Raw genomic sequence first — 24,789 nt, 5'->3', positions numbered from 1 at the left:
CCGCCGACCCGATAGCCAGCCAAAATTCTCGACGGAGCCCGGTGTCAAGGATCGCCGAAGGCGACCGGCGAAGCCGGCGGCCGAAGGCCGTCCTTGACTCCGGGATTCGTCGAGAACACCCTCCCCCAAAGGGTCGGCGGCGAGCGCGTTTCCCAAGACGTCCACCACGAACGGCCAACTACGGCAAACAGGTGCTCGATCCCGTTCAGGATCGTGTTGGCCGCCCAGGCAGACTGAAAGGCATGCGAAGGATCGGCGTACTGGGTGGGATGAGCTGGGAGTCGACGGCGGAGTACTACCGCCTGCTCAACGAGATCACCGCGAAGCGACTCGGGGGACTGCACTCGGCGGACCTGCTCGTACGGTCGGTGGACTTCGCCGACATCGAGGAGATGCAGGCATCCGGCGAGTGGGAGCGGGCGGGGGAGCGGCTTGCCGCGGAGGCGGCGACGCTCAGCGCGGCCGGGGCCGAGGTGATCGTGCTGGCCACGAACACGATGCACAAAGTGGCCGGGGCGTTGGAGGAGACGTACGGGGATCGTTTCCTGCACCTCGGCGACACGACGGCGGCTGCGGTCGAGGCGGCGGGGGTCGGGCGGGTCGCACTTCTCGGCACCGGGTTCACGATGTCGCAGCCGTTCTACGCCGACCGGCTCCGCGGCCACGGCCTCGAGGTCATCGTCCCCAGCGAGCCGGACCAGGAGACCGTCCATCGGATCATCTACGAGGAGCTGTGTCTGGGGACCTTCCTGGACAGCTCCCGGCAGGCGTACCTGGAGGTCATCGAGCGTCTCGTCGCTGCCGGCTGCGAGGGCGTGATCCTCGGGTGCACCGAGATCGAGCTGCTGCTGCCGATCGAGGCGTACGCGGGTGTGCCGCTGTTCCCGACGACCCGCCTGCACTGCGAGGCGGCGATCGAGGCTGCGCTCAACGCGTAGCCCACTCCTCGGCGAGGATCGCGTAGGAGAGGCCGTCGAGCCAGCCGCGGGTGCGGTGCAGGGAGTCCTTGACGGTGTGCGACTCGCGCCGCATGCCGAGGCGCTCCATGAGCCGCCAGGAGGCCTCGTTGTCGGCGAAGCACTCCGCGACGACGCGGCGCAGGCCCAGAGGGCCGAAGCAGACGTCGAGCACGGCGCGTACGGCCTCAGTGGCGTAGCCGTTGCCCTGGTGGGCGGGGTCGATCGTCCAGCCGAGCTCGGCCTGGGTGCCGTTGCCGTGCTCGCGCACCTCGGTCTGCGACCACGGGTCGGTGATCCGCAGCATGAGGTCGCCGACGATGACGCCGTCACGCTCGATCACCAGGGCGGGGCCGATGATGTCGGGATTCTCGAAGACCTTGCGGTAGGCCTCGAGGTCCGCGAACGCGGTGGTCACCCACTCGGCCACCTCGGGAAGACCTCGGAAGGCCCAGGTCGGCTCGATGTCGGCGGGCACCATCCGGCGGATCACCAGGCGCTCGGTGTGCAGCGGCCACTCGGCCTTCACCAGCGGATCAGGGCGGGTGTCGATCATGCGCCCACCTTCGCATCAACCCGCTCCGGCACGCTACCGAGTTCTTCGGGGAGGCCGTCATGTCGTACGACCAGGGAGGTCACCGCGCGGGTGAGGCAGACGTAGAGGCGGCGGAGGCCGGTGTCGCGGTCGGGCTCGCCGGCGATGATCCCGGTCGGGTCGGAGACGACGACGTGGTCGAACTCGAGCCCCTTCGCCAGCGAGGCGGGAACGAGGTCGAGATGGGCGTCGAACTCGGTCTCCTCGTCGTCCGCGCTGAGCTCCGCGAGGGCGATCTCGGCGAAGGAGAGCCCGGCCGCGGTCAGCTCGGCGCGCACCGCCGCCAGCGAGGCGTCGGGCACGATCAGCCCCACCGACCCGGGGCGCTCCAGCGCCGCCCCGAGCGCCTCGACGATCGACGAGGTGGTGAAGGTGAGGTCTCCGCGGGTGCGGCGTACCGCGACCGGCGGCTCGAGGTCGGGGGCGATGTGGGGGAGGAGGCGGGCCGCGTAGGCGATCACGTCGGCCGGGACCCGGAAGCCACGCGTCAGCTGCTCGACGTGGCCGTCAGGCTTGCCGAGATGTGCCAGAGCGTCGGCCCACGACGAGGAGGCCCATGGCGTGGTCGCCTGGGCGAGGTCCCCGAGGATCGTCAGCGAGCCCGTGGTCGAACGGCGACCGAGCGCGCGCAGCATCATCGCGGAGAGGTCCTGGGCCTCGTCGGCGACGATGTGGGCCACCGACGGCGTGCGGTCCAGCAGGTCGGCGATCTCGTCGAGGAGCACCAGGTCGGCCAGCGACCAGCGCGCCGCGCCGGCCGAGCGCGGCGGCTTCTCCCAGATCAGGCTCGCCTGCTCCGCTTCCGAGAGCAGCCCGTCGGCGACCTCCGCCAGCCAGGCCGCGTCGGTGAACAGCCGGAACAGGACCCGGGCGGGCTTGAGATCGGGCCAGAGCGTGGCGGCGTAGTCCTTGACCGGCTTCGCCCGTGCGACCGCGTCGTGCACCCGGTCGTCGGGCGAGTCGCCCGAGCGCTCCATCTGCACCAGCACCCGGTGGGCCAGGGCGCGCGGGAGCAGCGCCCGGCCCGCTGCGTACCGAAGGTCGTTGGCACGCAGCCCCTCCAGCGCCTCCCGTGCCTCATAGGACGGAACCCGCCAGCGTCGCGAGCCGCGCGGGACGACCAGCGCCTCCTCCGGGTCGCCGACGTGGGACCAGACTGCCCGGCGGAGCACCTCGGCCAGGCGTACGTCGCCCTTCAGCGTCGCCACCGGCGCGGCCTCCTCAGCGCGGACTGCGCCGTGAAGGGCGACCAGCTCCGCGATCGTCGCCTGCTTGGCCTCGATCTCACCCAGCGCAGGGAGGACGTCGCGGATGTAGCGCAGGAACGAGGCGTTGGGGCCGATGATCAGGACCCCGCGCCGGGTCAGCTGGTCACGGTGTGCGTAGAGGAGGTACGCCGCCCGGTGCAGCCCCACGGCCGTCTTCCCCGTCCCCGGCGCACCCTGCACGACGATGGTCTGGGACAGGTCGGCGCGGACCAGCACGTCCTGCTCGGGCTGGATGGTCGCGACGATGTCACGCATCGGCCCCACGCGCGGCCGCTCGATCTCGGCCTCGAGGATCGCCGAGTGCTCCGGCCCGGCCCCGGCGTCGGTCAGCGACTCGTCCTCGAACGCCGTCAGCTCCCCGTGGGAGAAGCCGTAGCGCCGCCTCCGCGCCAGCCCCATCGGCTCGGTCCGCGAGGCCCGGTAGAACGGGACGCTGACCGGAGCCCGCCAGTCGACCACCATCGGGTCGCCCGCGCTGTCGGAGATGTGGCGCCGGCCGATGTGGAAGGACTCCGCTCCCAGATCAGCCGTCCGGTCGATGCGACCGAAGAAGAGCGGCACGTCCGGATCGTCGGCGAGCTGCTCCAGCCTGCGCGCGAGGGTGGCGTCGAGGATCTCGGCGCTGACCCAGTTGCCGGCCGTCGAGGAGTCCAGCGACTCCACCTTCTTCCGCATCCGGGCCAGATCCTCCCGAGAGGCGGCCAGATGCTCGCGCTCCGCGTCGAGGTCGTCTAGGGGCATGGCTGGTTCATCGCTTCTCCGTGGCGGCAGGTCTCGATGGGGGCGCGGGGTCAAAGGCTCCAACATAGGCGACCACGGAGTGGACCCCCAACAGGTTTATCCAGGCGTACGTTGGGCGCTGGGATGCACAATTGCACCGTGAGCCTGTTCGATCGTTTCCGACGCCGCGGGACGCGCATGAGCCGTCCGACAGGCGAGAGCTACACCGGATCCACAAGGGTGCGCGCCGCGGACTCCACCGACCAACAGCATCTCGAGCAGTTCGTGAAGACCCGGCGCGGTGTCGAGGGGTTCGTCGAGCCGCGCACCGTCGTCAGCGAGGTGACCCTGCTGCTGGTCGCGCATGACGGCGAGTGGACCCGGCGGCGAGTGCCGTCAGCGCAATGGGCGCACAAGTTCGCCAACAAGCACCAGGTCCCGTCCTACGACGCCGCGGTGGTCGGCGTACCTCAGCGGATGCGCGACTACAACCGGCGCCAGAAGCAGCAGGGGCGGTAGGCGCCGAGCCGAACTCGGTCGAAACTGTCGGCGCCGCCATCTAGTCTTTGCCGACGTGGGTGAGGACCTGATGATCTCGGCGCGCGGCCTGCGCAAGTCCTTCGGCGACTTCGAGGCGGTGCGCGGGATCGACGTGTCGGTGCGCCCCGGTGTGGCCTTCGGTTTCCTGGGGCCCAACGGCGCCGGCAAGTCCTCGACGATGCGGATGATCTGCTGCGTCTCGCCGCCGAGCGGAGGAGAGCTGCGGGTCTTCGGGATGGATCCGGCCAAGGACGGGCCGAGGATCAAGGCACGGCTCGGAGTGTGCCCGCAGGAGGACACCCTCGACGTCGAGCTCAACGTCTACGACAACCTCTTCGTCTACGGCCGCTACTTCGGGCTGCCGAGGGCCGAGGTGAAGGGCCGGATCGAGGAGCTGCTCGACTTCGTCCAGCTCACCGACAAGGCCAAGGCGAAGGTCGACGACCTCTCCGGCGGCATGAAGCGACGGCTGACGATCGCCCGCAGCCTGATCAACCGGCCCGAGATCCTGGTGCTCGACGAGCCGACCACCGGCCTGGACCCGCAGGCCCGTCACGTCATCTGGGACCGGCTCTTCCGGCTCAAGCAGGCGGGCGTGACGCTGCTGCTGACCACCCACTACATGGACGAGGCCGAGCAGCTGTGCGACGAGCTCGTGGTGATGGACCAGGGCCGGATCGTGGCCCACGGGACGCCGCTGGGACTCATCCAGCAGCACTCCACCCGCGAGGTCGCCGAGCTGCGCTTCGGCGTCGGTGAGCACGAGGCGCTGGCGGCCAAGGTCGAGGACCTCGCCGAGCGGGTCGAGGTGCTGCCCGACCGGCTGCTGCTCTACAGCGACGACGGCGAGGCGGTCATCGAGGCCGTCCACAGCCGCGACCTGTCGCCGGTCGCCACCCTGGTGCGGCGCTCCTCCCTCGAGGACGTCTTCCTGCACCTGACCGGCCGGACCCTGGTGGACTGATGGCCGACTACGCCGACTCGGGACCGGCGACCCCGCCGACCGCGCCCGCCGGCCTGGTCTCCGGGGCGCTGCGGATGGGCGACTACTGGCTCACCGTCCTGGCGCGCACCTGGAAGGGCGGGGTGATCACGACCTTCGTGACGCCGTTCTTCTACGTGCTCGCGCTGGGCGTGCTGCTCGGCGGCTTCGTGGAGGCCGACCCGGCCACGCTGGAGGGCGCCGACTCCTATCTGGCCTTCGTCGCCCCGGGCATGGTCGCGGCACACGCGATGACGATCGCCTTCTCCGAGATGACCTACCCGGTCTACGGGATGGTCAAGTGGCAGCGGATCTACTTCTCGATGATCGCCTCGCCGCTGACCGCCGCCCACATCGTGCTGGCCCAGCTGGGCTTCCTGATGCTGCGTACGCTGTTCGCCTGCGGCGTCTTCCTGCTGGTCCTGGCCCCGTTCGGCGTCTTCGAGACGTGGTGGGGCGTGCTGACGGCGTGGCTGGTGCAGGGGCTGGTCGTGCTGGCCTTCGCGACGCCGGTGCTGCTGTTCTCGCTCTCGATCAAGGGCGAGGAGTCGTTCGCGCTGATCTTCCGGCTGGGGATGATCCCGCTGACGCTGTTCTCCGGCACGTTCTTCCCCGTCGCCAACCTCGGGCCGGTGCTGGAGAAGGTCGCGATGGCCTCGCCGCTGTGGCAGGGCGTCAACCTGACCCGGATGCTCGCGCTGGGTGAGATCGACTGGGCGCTGGCCGCGTTCCACGTCGGCTATCTCGGACTTCTCGCGGGCGTCTGCTGGTGGCTCGGGGTGCGCAGCCTGGGCGAGAGGCTGGTCTCCTGAGATGGCGCTCTTCTCCGCTGCCGTGGGCGCCACCGTCGCCCGGCCGCTGCGAGGCGGCGAGGCCGCCCGGCTGCTGCTGTGGCGCAACATCCTGGTCTACCGGCGAGCCTGGCTGGTCTTCATCACCGGCTTCCTGGAGCCGGTCTTCTACCTCTTCTCGATCGGCATCGGCGTGGGCGCGATGGTGGTCGGCTTCGAGTACGCCGGCAAGCCGGTCGACTACCGCGAGTTCGTCGCCCCCGGGATGATCGCGGCCTCGGCGATGAACGGGTCGCTGCTGGATGCGACGTTCAACTTCTTCTTCAAGCTGAAGTACAACAAGCTCTACGACCAGATGCTGGCCACCCCGCTGCGTACGGTCGACATCGCCGTCGGCGAGATCCTCTGGAACCAGCTGCGCAGCGGGATCTACGTGACCGCGTTCCTGCTGATCATGGTCGCGATGGACCTGGTCCACTCCTGGTGGGCGATCCTGGTGGTGCCGGCGGCGCTGCTCATCGGGTCGGCCTTCGGGGCCGTCGGCATGGCGCTGACGACCTACATGACCTCCTGGCAGGACTTCGAGAAGGTCACCCTCGCGATGATGCCGATGTTCCTGTTCAGCGCGACGTTCTTCCCGATCACGGCCTATCCGGAGTGGCTGCGCTGGGTCGTGGAGGTCACGCCCCTCTACCGCGGCGTCGTGCTGTGCCGAGACCTGACGCTCGGAGTGCCGTCGTGGGGCTCGCTGGTCTCGGTGGTCTACCTGCTGGTGTTCGGGGCGATCGGCCTCGTCGTCGTGCGCCGCCGGCTCGACGCCCTACTCCTCACCTGAGCGGCAGCAACTCGCGTCTCAAAGGCAGGATCTCCCTCGTGAGGTCCCGGGCGGGCCGTCAAGATTGATCCATGACTTATGACGCGATCGAGCCGGACACCAAGGACTGGACGTGGGTGCTCGACCGGCCCTGCCCGGAGTGTGGCTTCATCGCCGGGGCGGTGACCGCGGACCAGCTCCCCGAGATCGTGCGGGACAACGCGACGTACTGGGAGATCTACCTCACCGCTGACAACGCCCGCGACCGCCCCCAGCCCGGAGTGTGGTCGGCACTGGAGTACGGAGCACACGTACGCGACGTCCACAGAGTCTTCGGTGAGCGGCTGCAGCAGATGCTGACCGAGGACGAGCCGCGGTTCCGCAACTGGGACCAGGACGAGGCCGCCCTCGAGGGCGACTACGCCGGCCAGGACCCGGCGGTTGTCGCCGAGCAGCTGATGGACGCCGCCGACGAGATCGCCACCATCTACGAGAAGGTCCCGCCGGACGCCTGGGGCCGTCGCGGGACCCGGTCCAACGGCGACGTGTTCAGCGTCGAGTCGCTGGGTCGCTACCACCTCCACGACGTCGTCCACCACCTGTGGGACGTACGCGCGGCCGCCAAGCAGGCGACCGTCGCCGCCTACGACGCCAGCGTCGCGACGTACGTCCAGGGCAGCTCGTTCGCCGAGGAGAACCGTTCGGTCCTGGACAGGTTCCTGGCCGTGCTCGAGCCCGGCGACCACGTGCTCGAGATCGGCACCGGACCCGGCCACGACGCGAAGGCGCTCGAGGCCGGGGGAGTGCGCGTGCGGCGCACCGACATCAGCGAGGGGTTCGTGGCGCACCTGCGCAAGCAGGGGTACGCCGCTGCCTGCCTGGACCCGCTGACCGACGACCTGCGCGACCCGGTCCACCCCGACGTCCCCTATGCCGCGGTCTGGGCCTCGGCGACGCTGCTGCACGTGGCCCGCGACGACTTCGGGACCGTGCTCGCCCGGCTCGCCGAGGTGACCCGCTCCGGCGGTGCGCTGCACGTGTCGATGAAGGAGGGCGACGGCGAGGAGTGGACCAACCGCGGTCACATCGAGGCTCCCCGCCTCTTCGTCTACTGGCGCGAGCCCGCGCTCCGGGCGGCGCTGGACGAGGCCGGCTGGGAGGTGCTCGAGGTCGGGCACGCCGACGGACGCCTCGGTGACGTCTGGCTCGACGTCCTCGCCCGTCGGCGCGCCTGAGTAGCATTCGGGGCGATGAGACACACGGAGTTCTGGTCCCGGATGGACGAGGCGCTCGGCGCGGGCTACGCGCGAGCGTGGGCCCGCCAGTTCGTCATGGGCGACCTCGGCGGGCGCACCGCCCAGGAGGCCCTCGACGACGGCGTCCCGCCCAAGGAGGTCTGGGCCGCGGTCTGGAAGGCCCTGGAGCTGCCGGCGCGTGAGCGGTGACGCTGGCCGCACCGGCCTCGGTGGCCGCGGTCCAGAAGCGCACCATCCTCACCCTGGTCGCCACCCAGGCGGTCGGGGCGATGGGCATCACGATCGGCATCGCGACCGCCTCCCTGCTGGCGCGCGACCTGTCCGGCTCGGAGTCGATGGCAGGTCTCTCGCAGACGACCCAGGTGCTCGGCGCGGCCGTCGCTGCGTACGTCCTGGGGCGGGTGATGGACGTGCGCGGGCGCCGGTTCGGGCTGGTGGCGGGCTACCTGCTCGGGGCGGCCGGTGGGCTGCTGGCGGTGCTGGCCGGCGTGGTCGGATCGATGACGCTGCTGCTGGTCGGCGCCGTACTGCTGGGCGCGACCACCGCCGCCAACAACGGAGCGCGGTACGCGGCCACCGACCTGGCACCTGCCAGGAGCCGCGCGCGGGCGCTGTCGGTCGTGGTCTGGGCTACGACGTTCGGGGCGGTGATCGGCCCCAACCTGACCGGCGTCGCCGAGATCTTCTCCGACTCCGTCGGGATCCCGGCCCTGACCGGGCCGTTCGCGATCGGGTCGGTGGGGATGCTGGCCGCCGCGCTGGTGGTCGGGGTCTTCCTGCGACCTGACCCGCTGCTGGTCGCCCGAGAGGGTGCCCCGGCCACCGAGAAGGCGAAGGGCACGAGCTGGCGCCGGGCGATCGCGGTCATCCGGGAGCGGCCCGCGCTGGCGGCGGCGGTCGTCGGGCAGGCCGCCGCCCACGCCACGATGGTGGCGGTGATGGTGATGACCCCGCTCCACATGGAGCACGGCGGCGCCGGACTGGAGATCATCGGACTGGTGATCAGCGGGCACGTACTCGGCATGTTCGCCTTCGCGCCGGTCGCCGGCTGGCTCGCCGACCGCGTCGGCCGGGCCGATGTGATGGCGCTCGGCGGCGGGGTGCTCCTGGTGTCCCTGGTCCTGTGCGCCGCGGCGCCCGAGGGCAGCTCCGCGCGGATCTTCGTCGGGCTCTTCCTGCTCGGCCTCGGCTGGTCGCTGGCCACGATCGCCGCGGCCACCTCGGTCGCGGACCACACCCCGCTCGAGGTGCGCGCCGACGTCCAGGGCACCGCCGACCTGATCATGGGCGTCGCCGCTGCCGCCGCCGGGGCGGTGTCGGGCGTGGTCGTCGACCTGGCCGGATATCCGGCGCTGGCGCTCGGCACGATCCTGCTGGTCACGGTGCTGTTCGGGGCTGCGTACGTGGCCCGTAAGGCGGCCTGACGGGCCTGCGTGGTGGGCAGGGCCGCTGGGCGGCCCTGCCCACCACGGCGTCCTCAGCCGAGGAGCTTCTCCATGGTGTCGATCTCGGCCGTCTGCGACTCGATGATCGTCCCGGCCAGGTCGACGGCCGGCTTGAACCGGCCCTCGTCCTGCTCGGTCTCGGACATCTCGATCGCGCCTTCGTGGTGCTCGATCATCATCGTCAGCCACATGTCGCTGAACTCGGCGTCGGAGGCGTTCTCGAGGGCATCCATGTCCTCGGCCGACATCATCCCGGGCATGTCGTCGTCCATGGCCTCCATGGAGTCGGACATGCTGCTGTCCTCGCCGTCGCCGTGGCCCTCATGGCCGCCGTTGACGTGGTCACGCATCGTCGACGGCACCTCCTCGCCCCACTCCTGGAGCCAGCCGGACATGGTCTCGATCTCGGGGCTCTGGGCCGCCCGGATCGAGTCCGCCAGCTCCTGGACCTCGGGCTCGAGGTTGCGGTCCATGGTCAGGTCGACCATCGACAGGGCCTGGGCGTGATGCTGGATCATGTCGGTCGCGAAGGTGACGTCGGCCTTGTTGTGCTCGGTCTCCGAGAGCTTCTGAGGCGCCTCGGCCTCGTCGTTGCCGCCGCAGGCCGACAGGGTGAGCAGCACGGCCAGGCCGGCCGCCGCCCAGGTCGCGCGGAAGAGGGGTCGTTGCGTACGCATCTGTTGTTTCTCCTTGTCAAGTGCTGATCACGGGCATCGCTGAGCCACCTGCGGACCTCGGGCATGGCCGGGTCGCGGGCGGGGTCAGGCCGCTCAGCACCTGATGACGGAGTAGGCCCATACGGAGGGCGGACCGGTCGCGGGACAGGTGAGCAAGGGCGCGAATCCGCTGGTCCGGGACCAGTCGCGGGCCCGCGAGAACCACCAGGCAGGAGTACGCCGCCACAGCCCGCTCAGCAGCAGCACGCCGGCAGCGAGCAGGAAGGCCGCGCACAGCATCATCGCCGTGTGCCCGTCGCCGCCCGGGTGACCGGCGTCGTCGGCCGCTCCGTGGCCGGTGTGCTCGAGAGCGTGCGTGTGCTCGACGTGGGCGGCGGGCAGGCTCAGCGCGCCGTGCTCACCGTCGGAGTCGGTGCCGTGAAGGCTCAGCGCATGCATGGCCAGCAGACCGGCGACCGTGACCACGACCGCTGCCAGCAGGGCGGCGCGGGCGACCGCACGGGTCCGCTGCTGTCGTCGTCGCGCTGCCGTCCACACACAGCACACCCTAAGGAGTCCTTCGTGGTTGGACAAAGTGAGGTCTCCGACCGGATGTCGCTTGCGAGTGCATACCCCCATGGGGTATGAATATCGGGTAGGCACAACGGACCGAACGACCAAGGGAGCGACATGACGTCGCATGACGAGCATCTGCACGCCGGACACGACCACGGCGGGCATCAGCACTCGATGCACGAGGGCCATGAGGGTCATGGCGGCGAGCACTCGGCGCATGACGCGCACGGCGCGCACGGGGGCGGGGTGAACGCGATGGCGGCCAGCGCCACGCTGCACTGCCTCACCGGATGTGCGATCGGCGAGATCGCCGGACTGATGATCGGCACCGCCATCGGGCTCAGCACCGGATGGACGATCGCCTTGGCTGTCACGCTCGCGTTCGCCTTCGGCTACGCCCTCTCGACCCTGCCTCTGCTCAAGTCGGGCCTGGCCGTCGGCGCGGCGCTCAGCGTGGTGCTGGCCGCCGACACCCTCTCGATCGCCACCATGGAGCTGGTCGACAACCTGGTGATGGCGCTGATCCCCGGGGCCATGGAGGCCGGCCTGGTCAACGTCGTGTTCTGGATCGGGATGATGATCGCCCTCTCGGTGGCCTTCGTGGCGGCGTTCCCGGTCAACCGATACCTGCTCCAGCGGGGCAAGGGGCATGCGCTCACCCACCAGTACCACGGCGCGGAGCCGGTCCAGGAAGGCGTACGCCGCTTCATCCCGTCCTTCTCCAGCGGTGCCCTGGCCGCGGTGATCATCGCCTTCATGCTCGGTGGCCTGTCGGTCGCCGTCGCCGACGAGATGGGTGGCGGCTCCGCCCCCGCCGAGCAGGTCGAGATGCAGGGCCACTGAGGATCCAGCGACCCCGACACGCCCGAACAGGTGTTCACATCGAACGCTTGTTCGGGCTAGTGTGTGGTAGTAGGTGGAGCGTGGTTCGTGCTATCGCCCAGGCAAAAACCGGGTCGTGAAACACCGTGCCAGAGGGTCCCGTTCAAAACTGTCGGTGGTCCCGTCTAGCGTCTGCCTTGATGACGACGAAGACACGTGGACAAGCGGCAGGCAAGGGGAAGAAGTCTGCCCCTCAGGAAGGAAAGAACATGGCGGCAGGTGACCGCGAGAAGGCATTGGACGCCGCTCTCGCCAACATCGAGAGGCAGTTCGGCAAGGGCTCGGTCATGCGGCTGGGCGATGAGACCCGGGCTCCGCTGGAAGTGATCCCGACCGGCTCGATCGCGCTCGACGTGGCGCTGGGTCTGGGCGGTCTGCCCCGCGGGCGGGTCGTGGAGATCTACGGTCCGGAATCCTCGGGTAAGACGACGGTGGCCCTCCACTCGGTCGCCAGCGCGCAGCGCGCCGGCGGCATCGTGGCCTTCATCGACGCCGAGCACGCGCTCGACCCGGAATACGCGAAGAACCTCGGCGTCGACACCGACGCCCTGCTGGTCTCCCAGCCCGACTCGGGTGAGCAGGCCCTGGAGATCGCCGACATGCTGATCCGCTCGGGTGCGCTCGACCTGATCGTCATCGACTCCGTCGCGGCGCTCGTGCCGCGGGCCGAGATCGAGGGCGAGATGGGCGACAGCCACGTCGGTCTGCAGGCTCGACTGATGAGCCAGGCGCTGCGAAAGATGACCGGTGCGCTCAACAACTCCGGCACGACCGCGATCTTCATCAACCAGCTGCGCGAGAAGATCGGCGTGATGTTCGGCTCGCCCGAGACCACGACCGGTGGTCGCGCGCTGAAGTTCTACTCCTCGGTGCGACTCGACGTGCGCCGGATCGAGACGCTCAAGGACGGCACCGACATGGTCGGCAACCGCACCCGCGTCAAGGTCGTGAAGAACAAGGTCGCCCCGCCGTTCAAGCAGGCGGAGTTCGACATCATGTACGGGAAGGGCATCTCCCGCGAGGGCGGCCTGATCGACGTCGGTGTCGAGGCGGGCCTGGTCCGCAAGGCCGGCGCTTGGTACACCTACGAGGGCGACCAGCTCGGTCAGGGCAAGGAGAACTCCCGCAACTTCCTCAAGGACAACCCCGACCTGGCCAACGAGCTGGAGAAGCGGATCCTGGAGAAGCTAGGGGTCGTGCCGACCGTCGACGCCCCGGCCGACGGCGAGGCGCCCGCGGCCGAGCCCGCCGGCGTCGAGGACTTCTAGGTCCACAGGCACCGGCTGACCTGTGGCTTCGTCAAGGCCTGACCGTTCGTCCACCCAGGATCCCTGGGTGGACGAACGGCCTGCGCCCGACTGGCTGGGGGACGTGACCCTCGGCGTCGAAGCCTGGGCCGGAAAAGCCCCGTCGCCGTCGGTCGAGCCGCCCCCGTCGGTTGAGCCGTCGTCGCGACGAAGGAGCGACGACGAGTCGAAACCAACACGTTCCCGTCGGAGGCAGCCTCGCCCTGCGGATCCCGCCGATCCCAAGAACGACCCCGAGCCCGACCACGAGGCGATCGCCCGGAAGATCCTCCTCGACGCCCTGACCGGCCAGGCGCGCAGCCGCAAGGAGCTTGCCGACAAGCTGGAGAAGAAGGAGGTTCCGGCAGCCCTGGCGACGCGGCTGCTGGACCGCTTCGAAGAGGTCGGCCTGATCGACGACGAGGCCTTCGCCAGGGCCTGGATCGCCAGCCGACAGCCCGGCAAGGGCCTGGCCCGACGAGCCCTGGCCCAGGAGTTGCGCCGCAAGGGCATCGACGACGACGTGGCTCGCGACGCGCTCGACGAGATCGACCCCGACGACGAGCGTGAGGCAGGCCGGCGGATGGTCCGGCGCAAGCTGCGCTCCCTGGAGCGCTTCGACGACCAGACCAAGACCCGCCGTCTGGTCGGGATGCTCGCCCGCAAGGGATACGGCGCCGGTGTGGCCTACAGCATCGTTCGCGAGGAGCTCAGCCTGGCCGATGACGATGGCGCCGGCGGTCTCGTGCCAGAATCCGATCTGTGAGTGAGCAGCAAGAGCGCGAGATCCTGACCTACGACCTCTTCGGAACCGCGGTGCGCGACATCGCCCAGAAGGTCGTCGACAGCGGCTACGAGCCCGACATCGTGCTCTCCATCGCCCGTGGTGGTCTCGCCCTCGGGATGGGCCTGGGCTACGCGCTCGACGTGAAGAACCTGTCCGCGGTCAACGTGGAGTTCTACACCGGCATCAACGAGCGCCTCGACGTTCCGATCATGCTCCCGCCGACCCCAGCGGCCGTCGACCTGACTGGGATGAAGGTGCTCATCGCCGACGACGTCGCCGACACCGGCAAGACCCTGGAGATCGTCCACGACTTCTGCGAGGGCCACGTGGCCGAGGCCCGCACCGCGGTGATCTTCGAGAAGCCGTGGACGGTGATCAACGCCGACTACGTCTACAAGAAGACCGACCGCTGGATCGACTTCCCGTGGTCCTCCCAGCCGCCGCTCGTCGACCGCCGCGGCGGCCAGGCCCACTGACCCAGCGGCGTTAACCTGGGTGCATGTTCACGCCGGTTGCGGTCCACAACGGGACACACCGTCTCGGCGGGGTGACGCGCCCGGGGGAGAGCTGGGGAGCGGCGGCGATGAGGATCGCCGGGCGGCCTGCGTACGCGGTGGACCTCTCCGGTGAGGTGAAGGAGTTCTCCTCCGACCCGATGCCGGTGGTGGCGCTGCGGCCGATGACCCGCGGCGACCTGCCCCACCTGGTCCGCTGGCTCAACGCTGAGCACGTGCACCGGTGGTACGGCGTGGACGGCGACCCCACACCCGACTGGGTGGCCGACAACTACGGGCCCGACATCGACGGCAAGACGCCGGTGACGTTCTGGGTGATCGAGGTCAACGGTCGCTCGATCGGGTTCTGCCAGGACTACCGGATCAGCGACGAGCCCGACTATGCGCTGCTCACCCCCGACCCGGACGCGATCGGCTTCGACTACGCGATCGGGGAGCCGGCCTTCGTGGGCCGCGGGATCGGGCCGCGGATGGCCTGGGTCTGGCTCACCTCGATCCCGCGGCGCTATCCCGGGGCGACGGCCTGCTTCGCGGCCCCCGACCACCGCAACGCCGCCTCGCTGCGGATGCTCGCCAAGGTCGGCTTCGAGCAGGGCACCTGGTTCGACGAGCCTCAGCCCGACGGCTCGACGACCACGATGGTCGGCTGCTCGCTGGATCTGCGGCGCGTTCTCGGCTGAGGCGCCTATCGTCTAGCCATGAGCCTTCTTGACGATCTGCGGCTGCCGGCCGGACCGGTGGACCTGCGGAAGTACGACACCAACTCCGCACCCGGCGTCGACGTCGACAAGGAGACCGGCAAGCAGGTGCTCGCCGAGCTCGGTCCGATGCTGCTCGAGCTGCAGACCAAGCTGTTCGCCTCCAGGGAGAGCGACGACCCCAGGCGGGTGCTGCTCATCCTGCAGGGGATGGACACCTCCGGGAAGGGCGGCGTGCTCAAGCACACCGTCGGGCTGGTCGATCCCGTCGGGGTGAAGATCACCAGCTTCAAGGCGCCGACCGACGAGGAGCGGGCCCAGGACTTCCTGTGGCGCATCGAGAAGGCGGTGCCGGAACCCGGCTACCTCGGTGTCTTCGACCGCTCCCAGTACGAGGACGTGCTGATCGGCCGTGTCCGCGAGCTCGCCCCACTCGAGGAGATCGAGCGGCGCTACGGCGCGATCAACGACTTCGAGAAGCGGCTGGCCGACGCCGGCACCATCATCCTCAAGTGCATGCTGCACATCTCGCCGAAGGAGCAGAAGAAGCGGCTCCTGGCGCGGTTGGAGGACCCGACGAAGCACTGGAAGTACAGCCCCGGGGACATCGACGAGCGTCAGCTGTGGGGCAGCTACCGGGAGGCGTACGAGATTGCGCTGGAGCGCACCAACACCGAGTACGCTCCGTGGTACCTCGTGCCGAGCGACAAGAAGTGGTATCGCAACCTGGCCATCGGCGAGCTGCTCCTGGAGACCCTGGACCGGCTCGATCTGGACTGGCCCGCGCCCACCTTCGACGTCGCCGAGGAGAAGAGACGACTGGAAGAGGACACCATCTCGTGAGTCTGGAGACGGTGCGGGTGACGCGGTATGTCACCCCGCTCCGGGAGGGCGGCAGCCTGCCCGGGATCGTGGAGGCCGATGACCTCGGCACCTATGTCTGCAAGTTCCGCGGCGCCGGACAGGGGCTGCGAGTGCTGGTCGCGGAGGTGATCGTCACCGGCCTGTGCCGGGCGCTCGACATCCCCACGCCCGACCAGGTCGTGCTCGATCTGGATCCCGAGATCGCCCGCTACGAGGCCGACGAGGAGGTCCAGGACCTCCTCAACGTGAGCGCCGGGCTCAACCTCGGCATCGACTTCCTGGCGGGTGCCTTCGGCTACGACGCCGCCTACTCGCCCGACCCGTCGCTGGCTGGGCGGATCCTGTGGATGGATGCGCTGATCGCCAACGTCGACCGCTCCTGGCGCAACCCCAACATGCTGCTGTGGAACGGCGCGCTCTACGCCATCGACCACGGCGCCTCGCTCTACTTCCACCACGTCTGGCCCGGCGGAGGCGGCGACCCGGCGCGCTACGCGGCGCAGCCGTTCGACACCTCCGAGCACATCCTGCGGGCCTACGCGGCCGAGGCGATCGCCCAGAACGACGACCTCGCCGCGCGGCTCGACGACGCGGTGCTGGAGAAGGTGCTCGCCGACGTCCCCGACGAGTGGCTCGAGCCCGTTCCCGGCTACGACACCCCGGAGTCGCTGCGCGAGCGCTACGTCGCGTTCCTGCGGGCCCGCCTCGACGGCGAGCGCCCGTGGCTGCCCGCGGCCGAGCCTGCCCAGGAGGCGTGATGGACGCCTACCAGTACGTCGTGCTCCGCTGCGTACCTCGCCCCGAGCGCGAGGAGTTCCTCAACGTCGGCGTCGTCCTCTACTGCCCCGAGCAGAAGTTCCTCGCCGCCCGGTGGGCGCTGGACGAGCAGCGTCTCGCCGCCTTCGCCCCGGGCCTCGACCTCTCCCTCGTACGGGCCGCCCTGGAGTCGGTGGACCTGATCTGCGCCGGCGCCGCCCACGCCGGCTTCGGCGCGGGGGTCCGAGCCACGGCGTACGGCCTCCGGGCGCTCTCCGACAACGAGTCGGCCCGCTTCGGCCTCCTCAAGGCCCCGAAGAGCACCGTCCTCCAGCCCGGCCCCGTCCACGGCGGGGTGACGGCGGACGCCCCAGCCGAGCTGGACCGCGTCTTCGCCCACCAGATCACCTGAAAACCCCGCCGAGTCGGCGCGTCATGACGCGCCGACTCGGCGGGATTCGATGTCAGGATGCGCCGACTCGGCGCGGTGTGGATCAGACCGGGACGAGCTCGACAGCACCGACGGCGTAGCGGGCCAAGATGGTGCGGGCGACCTCGGGGTGGGCGCCCATCGGGTCGCTGACCGCGACGGCGCCGGCCTCGAGGGCAAGCTCCTTGGCGCGGTCGGGCAGCTGCCCGGGAGCCAGGAAGAGCATGCCGACGGCGATGTGGCGGCGCCCCTCCGCACGGAAGGCACGCACGGCCTCGCCGGTGGCCGGCGGAGCGGCCGAGGCGTACGCGGCCACGACCGGGAGCTTGTGGTGGGCACCCCAGATCCGGGCCAGGCGGGCGACCGACTGGTTGGCCAGCGAGTCCGAGGAGCCGGCGGCGGCCAGGACGAGCGCGTCGAGCTCGCGCACCCGCGCGGCCTTCAGCGACGCCCGCAGGCGCTCGTCGAGCACCTGCAGGAAGACGCTCTCGAGGCCGAGGATCTCGCTGGTGTGGATGCGCAGGCCGGAGTGGCGCGCGGTGGCCTCGGCGATGACCGAGGGTACGTCGACACGGGCGTGGAACGCCTCGGTCAGGAGCAGGGGCACGACGACGATCTCGTCGTGGCCGGCCTTGACCAGCTTGTCGACGACGGCCTGGAAACGCGGCCGGGAGTGGTCGAGGAAGGCGGCTTCGATGCGGAGGTCGGGGCGCAGGGCGCGTACCTCGGCAACGAGGGCGTTGATGGTCGCGGCTGACTGCGGATCGCGGCTGCCGTGAGCCAGGGCTACCAGAGCGGGAGCTGCCATTGTCTTCATCCTTCGGGTGTTGCGGGAACGTCGGAAAGTCTGTGATGGGGAGGTCAGGCGTGGATGCCGCACTCGGTCTTGCCGGTGCCGGCCCATCGCCCGCTGCGCGGGTCCTCGCCGGGGGCTACCCGGCGGGTGCACGGCGCGCAACCGATCGAGGGATACCCGTCGTAGACGAGCGGGTTCACGAGTACTCCGTTGTCCTCGATATATCGCTCGACCTGCTCGTCGGACCATCGCGCCATCGGCGAGACCTTGACCTTCTGGCGCTTGGCGTCCCAGCCGATGACCGGTGCGATGACCCGGTTCTTCGTCTCTGCGCGGCGCAGGCCGGTGGCCCAGGCGTCGTAGGAGGCGAGCGAGTCGGCCAGGGGCTTGACCTTGCGCAGCGCGCAGCACAGGTCGGGGTCGGTCCGGTAGAGGTCCTTACCGTACTCGGCGTCCTGCTCCGCCACGCTCTGCACGGGCGTGATCGTGAGGAGGTTGACCGGCATCGTCGCCTCGACGGCGTCGCGGGTGCCGATCGTCTCGATGAAGTGGTAGCCGGTGTCGAGGAAGACCACGTCGATCCCGGGTACGACCTTCGAGGCGAGATGAGCCAGGACCGCGTCCCCCATGGAGGACGTGATCGCGAACCTCTCACCGAAGGTGGCGGCGGCCCACTCGATGATCGTCTCGGCCGGGGCGAGCTCGAGCTCGGCTCCCCAGTGGGAGACGATCTCGCGCAGCTCCTCGGGCGTACGTCCCTCGGTGTCCACCGCGCGGTTGGCACGGGCGGCTGCTGTGCTGACGCTCATCGGTGCGCCTCCTTCGTGGTTGCCCGAGAGATCTGTCCCAGTGACTTCAGCTGGAAGGCGCGCAGGCAGGCGCGGCATTCCCATGACCCGTGCGTGGCCTCGTGCGGCCACAGGTCGGTCTCGCCACAGAACGGGCAGTGGAACGGGGTGCTTGCACGCTCGCTCATGCGGTCACCTCGTCGAGGGTCTTCTCGCCGCGCAACAGGACCTCGTCGGCCCGCGCGGTCCAGGCGGAGAAGGTCTCGCCGTCGGTGCGGTCGGCCAGGTAGTTGACGACCAGCGCGGAGATGTAGTCGTCGAGCCCGGCCGAGGTGACCTTGTGCGCGCGCAGCTTGCGCCCGAAGTTGGCGGTCAGCCCGGTCGCGCCGCCCAGGTGCACCTGGAAGCCCTCGACCTGGTTGCCCTCCTCGTCGAGGACCAGCTGACCCTTGAGGCCGATGTCGGCGACCTGGGTCCGCGCGCAGGCGTTGGGGCAGCCGTTGACGTTGACGGTGATGGAGGCGTCGAGCTCGGGGAACCGCGACTCGAGCGAGGCGATCAGGTCGCGCGCCCGGTCCTTGGTGTCCACGATCGCGAGCTTGCAGAACTCGATGCCGGTGCAGGCCATCGTGTTCTGGCGCCAGTTGGAGGGCCGCGCCGAGAAGCCGATCGCGTCCAGCGCGGTGACCAGGTCCTCGACCACCTCGGGCGAGACCCCGATCAGCACGATCTTCTGGTACGGCGTGAGCCGAGCGCCCTCGACGGCGAACTTCTCCATCACGCCGGCGAGCTCGACCAGGTGGGTGCCGGAGATGCGGCCGGCGATCGGGGCCAGACCGACGTACTTCTTGCCGTCCTTCTGGTCGTGGATGCCGACGTGGTCGCGGTGGCCCAGGGGCGACTCGGGTGAGGGGTTGGAGACCAGCTGACGGTCGAGGTACTCGTTCTCGAGGACCTCGCGGAACTTCTCCTTGCCCCAGTCGGCGACCAGGAACTTCAGCCGGGCGCGCGAACGGAGCCGGCGGTAGCCGTAGTCGCGGAAGATGCCCGCGACGCCGGCCCACACGTCGGCGACCTCGTCGATCGGCACCCACACGCCGAGCTTCTCGGCCAGGCGCGGGTTGGTGGAGAGACCGCCGCCGACCCAGACGTCGAAGCCGGGGCCGTGCTCGGGGTGGACGGTGCCGACGAACGCGATGTCGTTGATCTCGGGCGCCACGTCGTGCGAGGGGTGGCCGGTCAGAGCGGTCTTGAACTTGCGCGGGAAGTTCGAGAAGGCCGGGTCGCCCAGGTAGCGGGACTCGATCTCGCGCAGCGCCGAGGTGCCGTCGATGATCTCGTCGGCTGCGACGCCGGCGACCGGCGAGCCGAGGAACGGACGCGGCGAGTCACCGCAGGCCTCGGTCGAGTGCAGCCCGACCTCCTCGAGGCGCGACCAGATCTCCGGGACGTTCTCGATCTCGATCCAGTGGTACTGGATGTTCTCGCGGTCGGTGATGTCGGCGGTGTCCCGCGCGAAGTCGACGCCGATCTGACCCAGGGTGCGCACCGCGGCGGGGGAGAGGAGCTTGCCGTCGGAGCGGACGCGCATCATGAAGTAGCGGTCGTCGAGCTCCTCTTCCTCGAGGATGGCGGTCTTGCCGCCGTCGATCCCGGGCTTGCGCTGGGTGTAGAGACCGAACCAGCGGAAGCGGCCGCGCATGTCGGCCGGGTCGATCGAGTCGAACCCGCGCTTGGAGTAGGTGTAGAGGATCCGGTCGCGAACGTTGAGCGGGTCGTCGTTCTTCTTCGACTCCTCGTTCTTGTTCAGCGGCTCGGTGTAGCCGAGGGCCCACTGGCCCTCGCCCTTCTTGGGCCGGGGGATCTCGGTTCGGGTGGCGCGCTTGGCCTGAAACCGGTTGTCGCTCATGTCAGAGAAACCTTTGCGTCGGTCGTGGACGCACGGCGGAGCAGGGACGTGCTCGCGGCGGGCGCCCGGGATGTCTGTCGGGCGGCGGGCCAGCGGCTCGACGCGGGGGATGCGGAGCGCTGGGCGTCAGTGGCGCCAACAGATCGAGCTGCGGATGCGGCAATAGTCCACGTGGCGTCGAACCACGAGGTGCGCATGTGTTGCAGCAGTGACCATGTCAAGGAGTCTCAGGTAGCGGACGGCCCTCACGCAATCTGGAATCCCGATATATGAGACATCGGTCCGTTATGTGGGACGTTCCCGCTCGTTCACGCGGGCGGTGTGGCCGAGGTCACCATCTGGTCACGGTCTCTTAACCAGGCTGAGCAGTCGGTCATTCCCGTGGGCGGTGATAGAGGACGTACGCAACGCACCGGGCGACCACGATGCTGCTCTCGTCCGCGCGGCTGACTACGCTGTGACCTATGAGCGATCTGTCCGCCTTGACGAGTTCTGCCTACAACCAAGCCCTCGAGGTCATCGCCTCCGTGGAGCCCCGCATCGCCGAGGCGACCAAGCAGGAGCTCGCTGACCAGCGCGCCAGCCTCAAGCTGATCGCGAGCGAGAACTACGCGAGCCCCGCCACGCTGATGACGATGGGCACCTGGTTCTCCGACAAGTACGCCGAGGGCACCGTCGGTCACCGCTTCTACGCCGGCTGCCAGAACGTCGACACCGTCGAGCAGATCGCCGCCGAGCACGCCAAGGAGCTCTTCGGTGCGGAGTACGCCTACGTGCAGCCGCACTCCGGCATCGACGCCAACCTGACGGCGTACTGGGCCATCCTCGCCCACCGGGTCGAGGGCCCGTGGCTGGAGAAGATGGCCGTCAAGAACATGAACGAGCTCTCCGAGGCCGACTGGGAGACGCTGCGTGGCGAGCTCGGCAACCAGCGCCTGCTGGGCATGTCGCTGGACGCCGGCGGCCACCTCACCCACGGCTTCCGCCCGAACATCTCCGGCAAGATGTTCCACCAGAACCAGTACGGCACCGACCCGGAGACCGGGCTGCTCGACTACGACTCGCTGCGCGCCAAGGCCAAGGAGTTCCAGCCGCTGATCATCGTGGCCGGCTACTCCGCCTACCCGCGCCGGGTGAACTTCGCCAAGATGCGCGAGATCGCCGACGAGGTCGGCGCCACCCTGATGGTCGACATGGCCCACTTCGCCGGCCTCGTCGCCGGCAAGGTGTTCCAGGGCGAGGAGAACCCGGTCCCCTACGCCCACGTCGTCACCTCGACCTCGCACAAGTCCCTGCGCGGCCCGCGCGGCGGCTTCATCCTGGCCACCGAGGAGTACGCCCCGAGCGTCGACCGCGGCTGCCCGATGGTCCTCGGCGGCCCGCTCTCGCACGTCATGGCCGCGAAGGCCGTCGCGTTCGCCGAGGCGAAGCAGGAGAGCTTCCAGATCTACGCCCAGGAGGTCGCCGACAACGCCAAGTCGCTCGCCGAGGGCTTCCTCAAGCGCGGCGCCAAGCTCGTCACCGGCGGCACCGACAACCACCTCGTCCTGCTGGACGTGACCAGCTTCGGCCTCACCGGCCGCCAGGCCGAGTCGGCGCTGCTCGACTCCGGCGTGGTCACCAACCGCAACTCGGTCCCGGCCGACCCCAACGGTGCCTGGTACACCTCGGGCATCCGCCTCGGCACCCCGGCGCTGACGACTCGCGGCTTCGGCGCCGACGAGTTCGACCGCGTCGCCGAGCTCATCGTCGACGTGCTCTCGAAGACCACCCCCGGCACCACGAAGGCCGGCGGCCCGTCCAAGGCGTCCTACGTCATCGAGGACTCCGTCGCCGACAACACCAAGGCCGCCGCGGCGGAGCTGCTCGCGAAGTTCCCGCTGTACCCCGGTCTCGACCTCGCCTGAGCTCGTGCCTGCTCCGAAGCGACCCAGCTCGATCCCCGGCGTCGGGGCCCCTGAGAAGGTGGTCCCGACGGCCGAGGTGCGTGTCGTCGTCGAGGACGAGTGGCCGGCGCTGAAGAAGGTGCGCCTCGCGGCTCTCCAGGACACTCCTCGTGCGTTCTGGGCCTCCTACGACGAGGTGGTGACCTGGCCCGACGAGCGCTGGCGGCTCTGGGCCGCGTCCGGCGCCGCCTACATCGCCTGGCTCGGCGAGAAGCCTTCCGGGCTCGCCGCCGGGATCATCCACGACGGCGAGCACCACCTGATCAACATGTGGCTGGCCCCCGAGGCGCGTGGCCACGGTCTCGCCGAGGGCCTCATCCTGGCCGTCGCCGGCTGGGCGCGTCGTGACGGCGCCTCCGTGCTGACCCTGTGGGTCGTCGACGGCAACGAGTCCGGGCGCCGCCTCTACGAGCGTCTCGGCTTCGAGCTCACCGGCGAGACGCAGCCCTTCCCCGAGGGCGACCCGCGCACCGAGTCGAAGATGGCGCTCCGCCTCACCTGACCGCGATGGCCGACCCACGCGAGGGCGTGACCCCCGAGGGTCTGATCGTCACGGGAGCGCGCCGTGACCGGGTGCCGGCCGCGTACGAGCCGGTCCTGGCGTACGTCCTCGGGCGGGTTCCACCCGAGGTGTCGGTCCACGTCTACGGCTCGGTGGCCAACGGCACGGCCACCGAGCCGACCTCCGACGTCGACCTGCTGACGATCGGACTCCCGGCGACGTACGCCTCCGCGCTCGGCGCCGAGGCATCGGCGGCCTTCGACCGGGTCTGCCGCGGCGTCGAGATCGCCGCCGCGTCCTCCGACGACTACGCCGGGGACGGCGACGAGGCGTACGGCAACCGCGTCTTCCTGCGCCACTACTGCGCCCACCTGGCCGGCCCCGACCCCGGCGAGGCCCTGCCCGGATTCCCGGCAGACGCTCGTGCCGCCCGCGGCTTCAACGGCGACATCGAGCGTGCCCTGCGCCGGTGGCGAGCCGCCCTCGGTCGCGACGACCCGAGCGACCTGTCCCGCCGGATCGCACGCAAGTCCCTGCTCGCCCTCGCCGGCCTGGTCAGCGTCCACGACGGGACCTGGACCACCGACCGCTTCGCGGCCGCCGCCCGCTGGAGCGAGATCGAACCAACACTGGCGCCCGAGCTGGCCAGGCTCCGGACACTGTGCGACAGCGGGGGCGCGTCCGCGGACGAGACCGAGGCGATGCTCGCTGGCGGTGGCGTGATCGAGTCCATCGCCACCCGCTTCGCGGCGGAGATCGGGCTGTGGCAGCCCTAGACTCGGCCCGTGACGAGTGATGAGGTCGAGGTCAGCGCCCTGGCGATCAATGTCGCCGTTCCCGAGGCCCTTCAGTGGACCGACACCCGCCGCGACGTGGTCTTCCGGCTCAGCACCCTCAACGTACGTCTCCTGCCCGACGGGCGCCTCGCCGCCAAGGCGTACGGCCGCCCGGTCGAAGGAGGCCGCAGCGCCTACACCTCGTTCCCGGTCCCGGACCGCCCCGAGCTGACCGCGCTGATCAGCGAGGCCGCGCAGGTGGCTGCCGAGCGGTGGCGGGCGGCGTACGCTCCACAGGCATGACTCCGGATGAGGTCGACGCCTTCCTCTCCTCGCTGGACGGCTGCCGCCACAAACCGCGTGGCTGGTATGTCCACGACCGCCTGGTCGCTCGGCTGGTCGACCCGACCACCCTGCTCGTCCGGGTCCCGGTCGAGCGCCGCGAGGCGCTGATCGACCGCTGGCCGGACGCCTTCGGCATCCCGCCCCGGATGGAGGCCCATCACAAGATCGAGGCCTACCTCGACCGTGCCCCTGCAGAGGCCGTGAAGTCAGCGATACGGCTCGCTTGGGAGTTCCAGCGCGGCGATTGACGCGATCAGCCGAGGAGAGCGTCGACGTCGACCGGGACCTTGACGTCGCCGTAGGTCAGCGTCGCCGGCCCGTCCGTGTATCTGCCGGTCTCCACGAAGTAGCCGTCCTCGAGGCGATGGGTCAGGATGACATGGTCACGAGGGTCGACGATCCAGTACGCCGGGGCGCCCCACTGGGCGTAGCGGTTGAGCTTGCCGACGAGGTCGTCGCGACGGTTGCTGGAGAGGATCTCGACAACCAGGTGCGGTGTGCTGGTCAACGTCCGTTCCTCGTCGGTCTGGACATGGACCATGAGGTCGGGGATGAGCTCTTCTCGCACGTCGTTCGGCGACCACCCCCATGCTTGGGTCACATCGGTGCCCGGAGCGAGATGGTGGCGGATCAGCGTCTGGAGCTCGAACATGATGCGCTGGTGTTTGCGTCCTGGCGGTGCCAAGGTGACGAGCGATCCTCCGTAGTACTCACCCGGGGTGTCCTCGAGGGCGAGATACTCGTCCCACGACATCGGGACGCGCGTGAGGTCGTCAGAATGGCTGGCGATGCTCATCACATGCTCCCTTCTGGTGGCGAGCCGCGCTTCGCGCGGTTACTCCCTCGCTCGGCGCGAGCAGACGAGCAAGCTCGCCGCTCGACCTCGCTCGGTCGTCTCTGGATAGGTGGA

At 69.8% G+C, this 24,789-nt stretch carries 30 protein-coding genes; 21 read left to right on the top strand and 9 right to left on the bottom strand.

The window, feature by feature from the left end:
* The first annotated feature begins 242 nt into the window (after positions 1–242).
* Positions 243–938, top strand: a complete 696-nt coding sequence (locus tag ABTX24_RS14725) for an aspartate/glutamate racemase family protein (protein ID WP_350840561.1) — start codon at positions 243–245, stop codon at positions 936–938.
* On the opposite strand, the gene ABTX24_RS14720 is transcribed toward ABTX24_RS14725, so the two are convergent.
* Positions 928–1,512: a GNAT family N-acetyltransferase gene (locus ABTX24_RS14720; RefSeq protein ID WP_350840559.1), complete on the bottom strand. Its 585-nt coding sequence runs from the start codon at positions 1,510–1,512 to the stop codon at positions 928–930. The two genes, ABTX24_RS14725 and ABTX24_RS14720, sit on opposite strands and share 11 nt — an antisense overlap.
* Positions 1,509–3,560, bottom strand: a complete 2,052-nt coding sequence (locus tag ABTX24_RS14715; protein ID WP_350840557.1) for a HelD family protein — start codon at positions 3,558–3,560, stop codon at positions 1,509–1,511. Before ABTX24_RS14715 ends, ABTX24_RS14720 begins: the two co-directional genes overlap by 4 nt.
* A 177-nt stretch (positions 3,561–3,737) precedes the next feature.
* Here ABTX24_RS14715 and ABTX24_RS14710 point away from each other — a divergent pair, with 177 nt between their 5' ends.
* The 7 genes from ABTX24_RS14710 (at position 3,738) to ABTX24_RS14680 (ending at position 9,346) form a co-directional block, all read left to right on the top strand.
* Positions 3,738–4,058, top strand: a complete 321-nt coding sequence (locus tag ABTX24_RS14710) for a hypothetical protein (RefSeq protein ID WP_350840555.1) — start codon at positions 3,738–3,740, stop codon at positions 4,056–4,058.
* Positions 4,059–4,113: 55 nt separating this feature from the next.
* Positions 4,114–5,043: an ABC transporter ATP-binding protein gene (locus tag ABTX24_RS14705; RefSeq protein ID WP_502890303.1), complete on the top strand. Its 930-nt coding sequence runs from the start codon at positions 4,114–4,116 to the stop codon at positions 5,041–5,043.
* On the top strand, positions 5,043–5,873 hold the full coding sequence (locus tag ABTX24_RS14700; RefSeq protein WP_350840553.1) for an ABC transporter permease: 831 nt from the start codon (positions 5,043–5,045) through the stop codon (positions 5,871–5,873). The genes ABTX24_RS14705 and ABTX24_RS14700 overlap by 1 nt, the downstream gene beginning before the upstream one ends.
* Before the next feature lies 1 nt (position 5,874).
* Complete coding sequence (locus ABTX24_RS14695; RefSeq protein ID WP_160022496.1) at positions 5,875–6,687, top strand: ABC transporter permease; 813 nt, start codon at positions 5,875–5,877, stop codon at positions 6,685–6,687.
* A 71-nt stretch (positions 6,688–6,758) separates the two neighbouring features.
* The gene (locus ABTX24_RS14690; RefSeq protein ID WP_350840551.1) at positions 6,759–7,901 is read left to right on the top strand and encodes a DinB family protein; all 1,143 of its coding nucleotides are present in this window, start codon (positions 6,759–6,761) and stop codon (positions 7,899–7,901) included.
* Between the two features lie 15 nt (positions 7,902–7,916).
* On the top strand, positions 7,917–8,111 hold the full coding sequence (locus ABTX24_RS14685) for a DUF3046 domain-containing protein (protein WP_160022500.1): 195 nt from the start codon (positions 7,917–7,919) through the stop codon (positions 8,109–8,111).
* The gene (locus tag ABTX24_RS14680; protein ID WP_350840549.1) at positions 8,108–9,346 is read left to right on the top strand and encodes an MFS transporter; all 1,239 of its coding nucleotides are present in this window, start codon (positions 8,108–8,110) and stop codon (positions 9,344–9,346) included. The genes ABTX24_RS14685 and ABTX24_RS14680 overlap by 4 nt, the downstream gene beginning before the upstream one ends.
* Positions 9,347–9,399: 53 nt before the next feature.
* Here ABTX24_RS14680 and ABTX24_RS14675 read toward each other — a convergent pair whose 3' ends face one another.
* On the bottom strand, positions 9,400–10,044 hold the full coding sequence (locus ABTX24_RS14675; RefSeq protein WP_350840547.1) for a DUF305 domain-containing protein: 645 nt from the start codon (positions 10,042–10,044) through the stop codon (positions 9,400–9,402).
* A 93-nt stretch (positions 10,045–10,137) separates the two neighbouring features.
* A complete protein-coding gene (locus ABTX24_RS14670) occupies positions 10,138–10,581 on the bottom strand; it encodes a DUF6153 family protein (protein ID WP_350840545.1) in 444 nt (147 codons plus the stop codon).
* A gap of 132 nt (positions 10,582–10,713) precedes the next feature.
* Between ABTX24_RS14670 and ABTX24_RS14665 the strand changes: the two genes are divergently transcribed.
* The 8 genes from ABTX24_RS14665 (at position 10,714) to ABTX24_RS14630 (ending at position 16,799) form a co-directional block, all read left to right on the top strand.
* Positions 10,714–11,442, top strand: coding sequence for a DUF4396 domain-containing protein (locus ABTX24_RS14665; protein ID WP_350840543.1), 729 nt, complete (start codon positions 10,714–10,716; stop codon positions 11,440–11,442).
* 248 nt (positions 11,443–11,690) lie between these two features.
* Complete coding sequence (gene recA, locus ABTX24_RS14660) at positions 11,691–12,749, top strand: recombinase RecA (RefSeq protein ID WP_091040930.1); 1,059 nt, start codon at positions 11,691–11,693, stop codon at positions 12,747–12,749.
* Positions 12,750–12,816: 67 nt separating this feature from the next.
* A complete protein-coding gene (locus ABTX24_RS14655; RefSeq protein ID WP_160022508.1) occupies positions 12,817–13,533 on the top strand; it encodes a regulatory protein RecX in 717 nt (238 codons plus the stop codon).
* Positions 13,530–14,030 carry a phosphoribosyltransferase gene (locus ABTX24_RS14650; RefSeq protein ID WP_091040933.1) on the top strand — a complete coding sequence of 167 codons (501 nt, stop codon included), beginning with the start codon at positions 13,530–13,532 and terminating at the stop codon, positions 14,028–14,030. Before ABTX24_RS14655 ends, ABTX24_RS14650 begins: the two co-directional genes overlap by 4 nt.
* Positions 14,031–14,053: 23 nt before the next feature.
* On the top strand, positions 14,054–14,749 hold the full coding sequence (locus ABTX24_RS14645) for a GNAT family N-acetyltransferase (protein WP_160022510.1): 696 nt from the start codon (positions 14,054–14,056) through the stop codon (positions 14,747–14,749).
* An 18-nt stretch (positions 14,750–14,767) separates the two neighbouring features.
* Positions 14,768–15,610: a PPK2 family polyphosphate kinase gene (locus tag ABTX24_RS14640; protein ID WP_160022512.1), complete on the top strand. Its 843-nt coding sequence runs from the start codon at positions 14,768–14,770 to the stop codon at positions 15,608–15,610.
* Positions 15,607–16,389, top strand: coding sequence for a HipA family kinase (locus ABTX24_RS14635; protein WP_160022514.1), 783 nt, complete (start codon positions 15,607–15,609; stop codon positions 16,387–16,389). Before ABTX24_RS14640 ends, ABTX24_RS14635 begins: the two co-directional genes overlap by 4 nt.
* Positions 16,389–16,799, top strand: a complete 411-nt coding sequence (locus ABTX24_RS14630) for a DUF3037 domain-containing protein (protein WP_160022516.1) — start codon at positions 16,389–16,391, stop codon at positions 16,797–16,799. Before ABTX24_RS14635 ends, ABTX24_RS14630 begins: the two co-directional genes overlap by 1 nt.
* An 82-nt stretch (positions 16,800–16,881) precedes the next feature.
* Here the strand turns inward: ABTX24_RS14630 and ABTX24_RS14625 are convergent, their stop codons facing one another.
* The 4 genes from ABTX24_RS14625 to ABTX24_RS14610 are packed head-to-tail and all read right to left on the bottom strand — an operon-like array spanning position 16,882 to position 20,310.
* The gene (locus ABTX24_RS14625) at positions 16,882–17,625 is read right to left on the bottom strand and encodes a sirohydrochlorin chelatase (RefSeq protein WP_160022518.1); all 744 of its coding nucleotides are present in this window, start codon (positions 17,623–17,625) and stop codon (positions 16,882–16,884) included.
* A gap of 53 nt (positions 17,626–17,678) precedes the next feature.
* Positions 17,679–18,422, bottom strand: coding sequence for a phosphoadenylyl-sulfate reductase (locus ABTX24_RS14620; RefSeq protein ID WP_141792939.1), 744 nt, complete (start codon positions 18,420–18,422; stop codon positions 17,679–17,681).
* Positions 18,419–18,589 carry a hypothetical protein gene (locus tag ABTX24_RS14615; RefSeq protein WP_350659041.1) on the bottom strand — a complete coding sequence of 57 codons (171 nt, stop codon included), beginning with the start codon at positions 18,587–18,589 and terminating at the stop codon, positions 18,419–18,421. Before ABTX24_RS14615 ends, ABTX24_RS14620 begins: the two co-directional genes overlap by 4 nt.
* Positions 18,586–20,310, bottom strand: coding sequence for a nitrite/sulfite reductase (locus ABTX24_RS14610; protein ID WP_350840539.1), 1,725 nt, complete (start codon positions 20,308–20,310; stop codon positions 18,586–18,588). Before ABTX24_RS14610 ends, ABTX24_RS14615 begins: the two co-directional genes overlap by 4 nt.
* Positions 20,311–20,774: 464 nt before the next feature.
* Here ABTX24_RS14610 and ABTX24_RS14605 point away from each other — a divergent pair, with 464 nt between their 5' ends.
* From ABTX24_RS14605 to ABTX24_RS14585, 5 genes are read left to right on the top strand one after another with little or no spacing between them, the layout of a single operon-like run.
* Positions 20,775–22,217 (top strand): glycine hydroxymethyltransferase, encoded by a 1,443-nt coding sequence (locus ABTX24_RS14605; protein ID WP_350840537.1) that lies wholly within the window; start codon positions 20,775–20,777, stop codon positions 22,215–22,217.
* A 4-nt stretch (positions 22,218–22,221) separates the two neighbouring features.
* Positions 22,222–22,758 carry a GNAT family N-acetyltransferase gene (locus ABTX24_RS14600; protein ID WP_160022524.1) on the top strand — a complete coding sequence of 179 codons (537 nt, stop codon included), beginning with the start codon at positions 22,222–22,224 and terminating at the stop codon, positions 22,756–22,758.
* 5 nt (positions 22,759–22,763) lie between these two features.
* Positions 22,764–23,534 (top strand): nucleotidyltransferase domain-containing protein, encoded by a 771-nt coding sequence (locus ABTX24_RS14595; RefSeq protein ID WP_350840535.1) that lies wholly within the window; start codon positions 22,764–22,766, stop codon positions 23,532–23,534.
* A gap of 9 nt (positions 23,535–23,543) precedes the next feature.
* Positions 23,544–23,837 carry a hypothetical protein gene (locus tag ABTX24_RS14590; protein WP_091040955.1) on the top strand — a complete coding sequence of 98 codons (294 nt, stop codon included), beginning with the start codon at positions 23,544–23,546 and terminating at the stop codon, positions 23,835–23,837.
* Complete coding sequence (locus ABTX24_RS14585; protein WP_350840533.1) at positions 23,834–24,127, top strand: hypothetical protein; 294 nt, start codon at positions 23,834–23,836, stop codon at positions 24,125–24,127. Before ABTX24_RS14590 ends, ABTX24_RS14585 begins: the two co-directional genes overlap by 4 nt.
* 5 nt (positions 24,128–24,132) lie before the next feature.
* Here ABTX24_RS14585 and ABTX24_RS14580 read toward each other — a convergent pair whose 3' ends face one another.
* A complete protein-coding gene (locus tag ABTX24_RS14580; RefSeq protein ID WP_350840531.1) occupies positions 24,133–24,675 on the bottom strand; it encodes a Uma2 family endonuclease in 543 nt (180 codons plus the stop codon).
* Positions 24,676–24,789: the final 114 nt, after the last annotated feature.

The sequence above is a fragment of the Nocardioides sp. NPDC127514 genome (genome assembly GCF_040302125.1).
Taxonomy (GTDB): domain Bacteria; phylum Actinomycetota; class Actinomycetes; order Propionibacteriales; family Nocardioidaceae; genus Nocardioides.
Note: the sequence above shows the minus strand (reverse complement) of the source record. Positions and strands in the feature narration are given on the sequence as shown.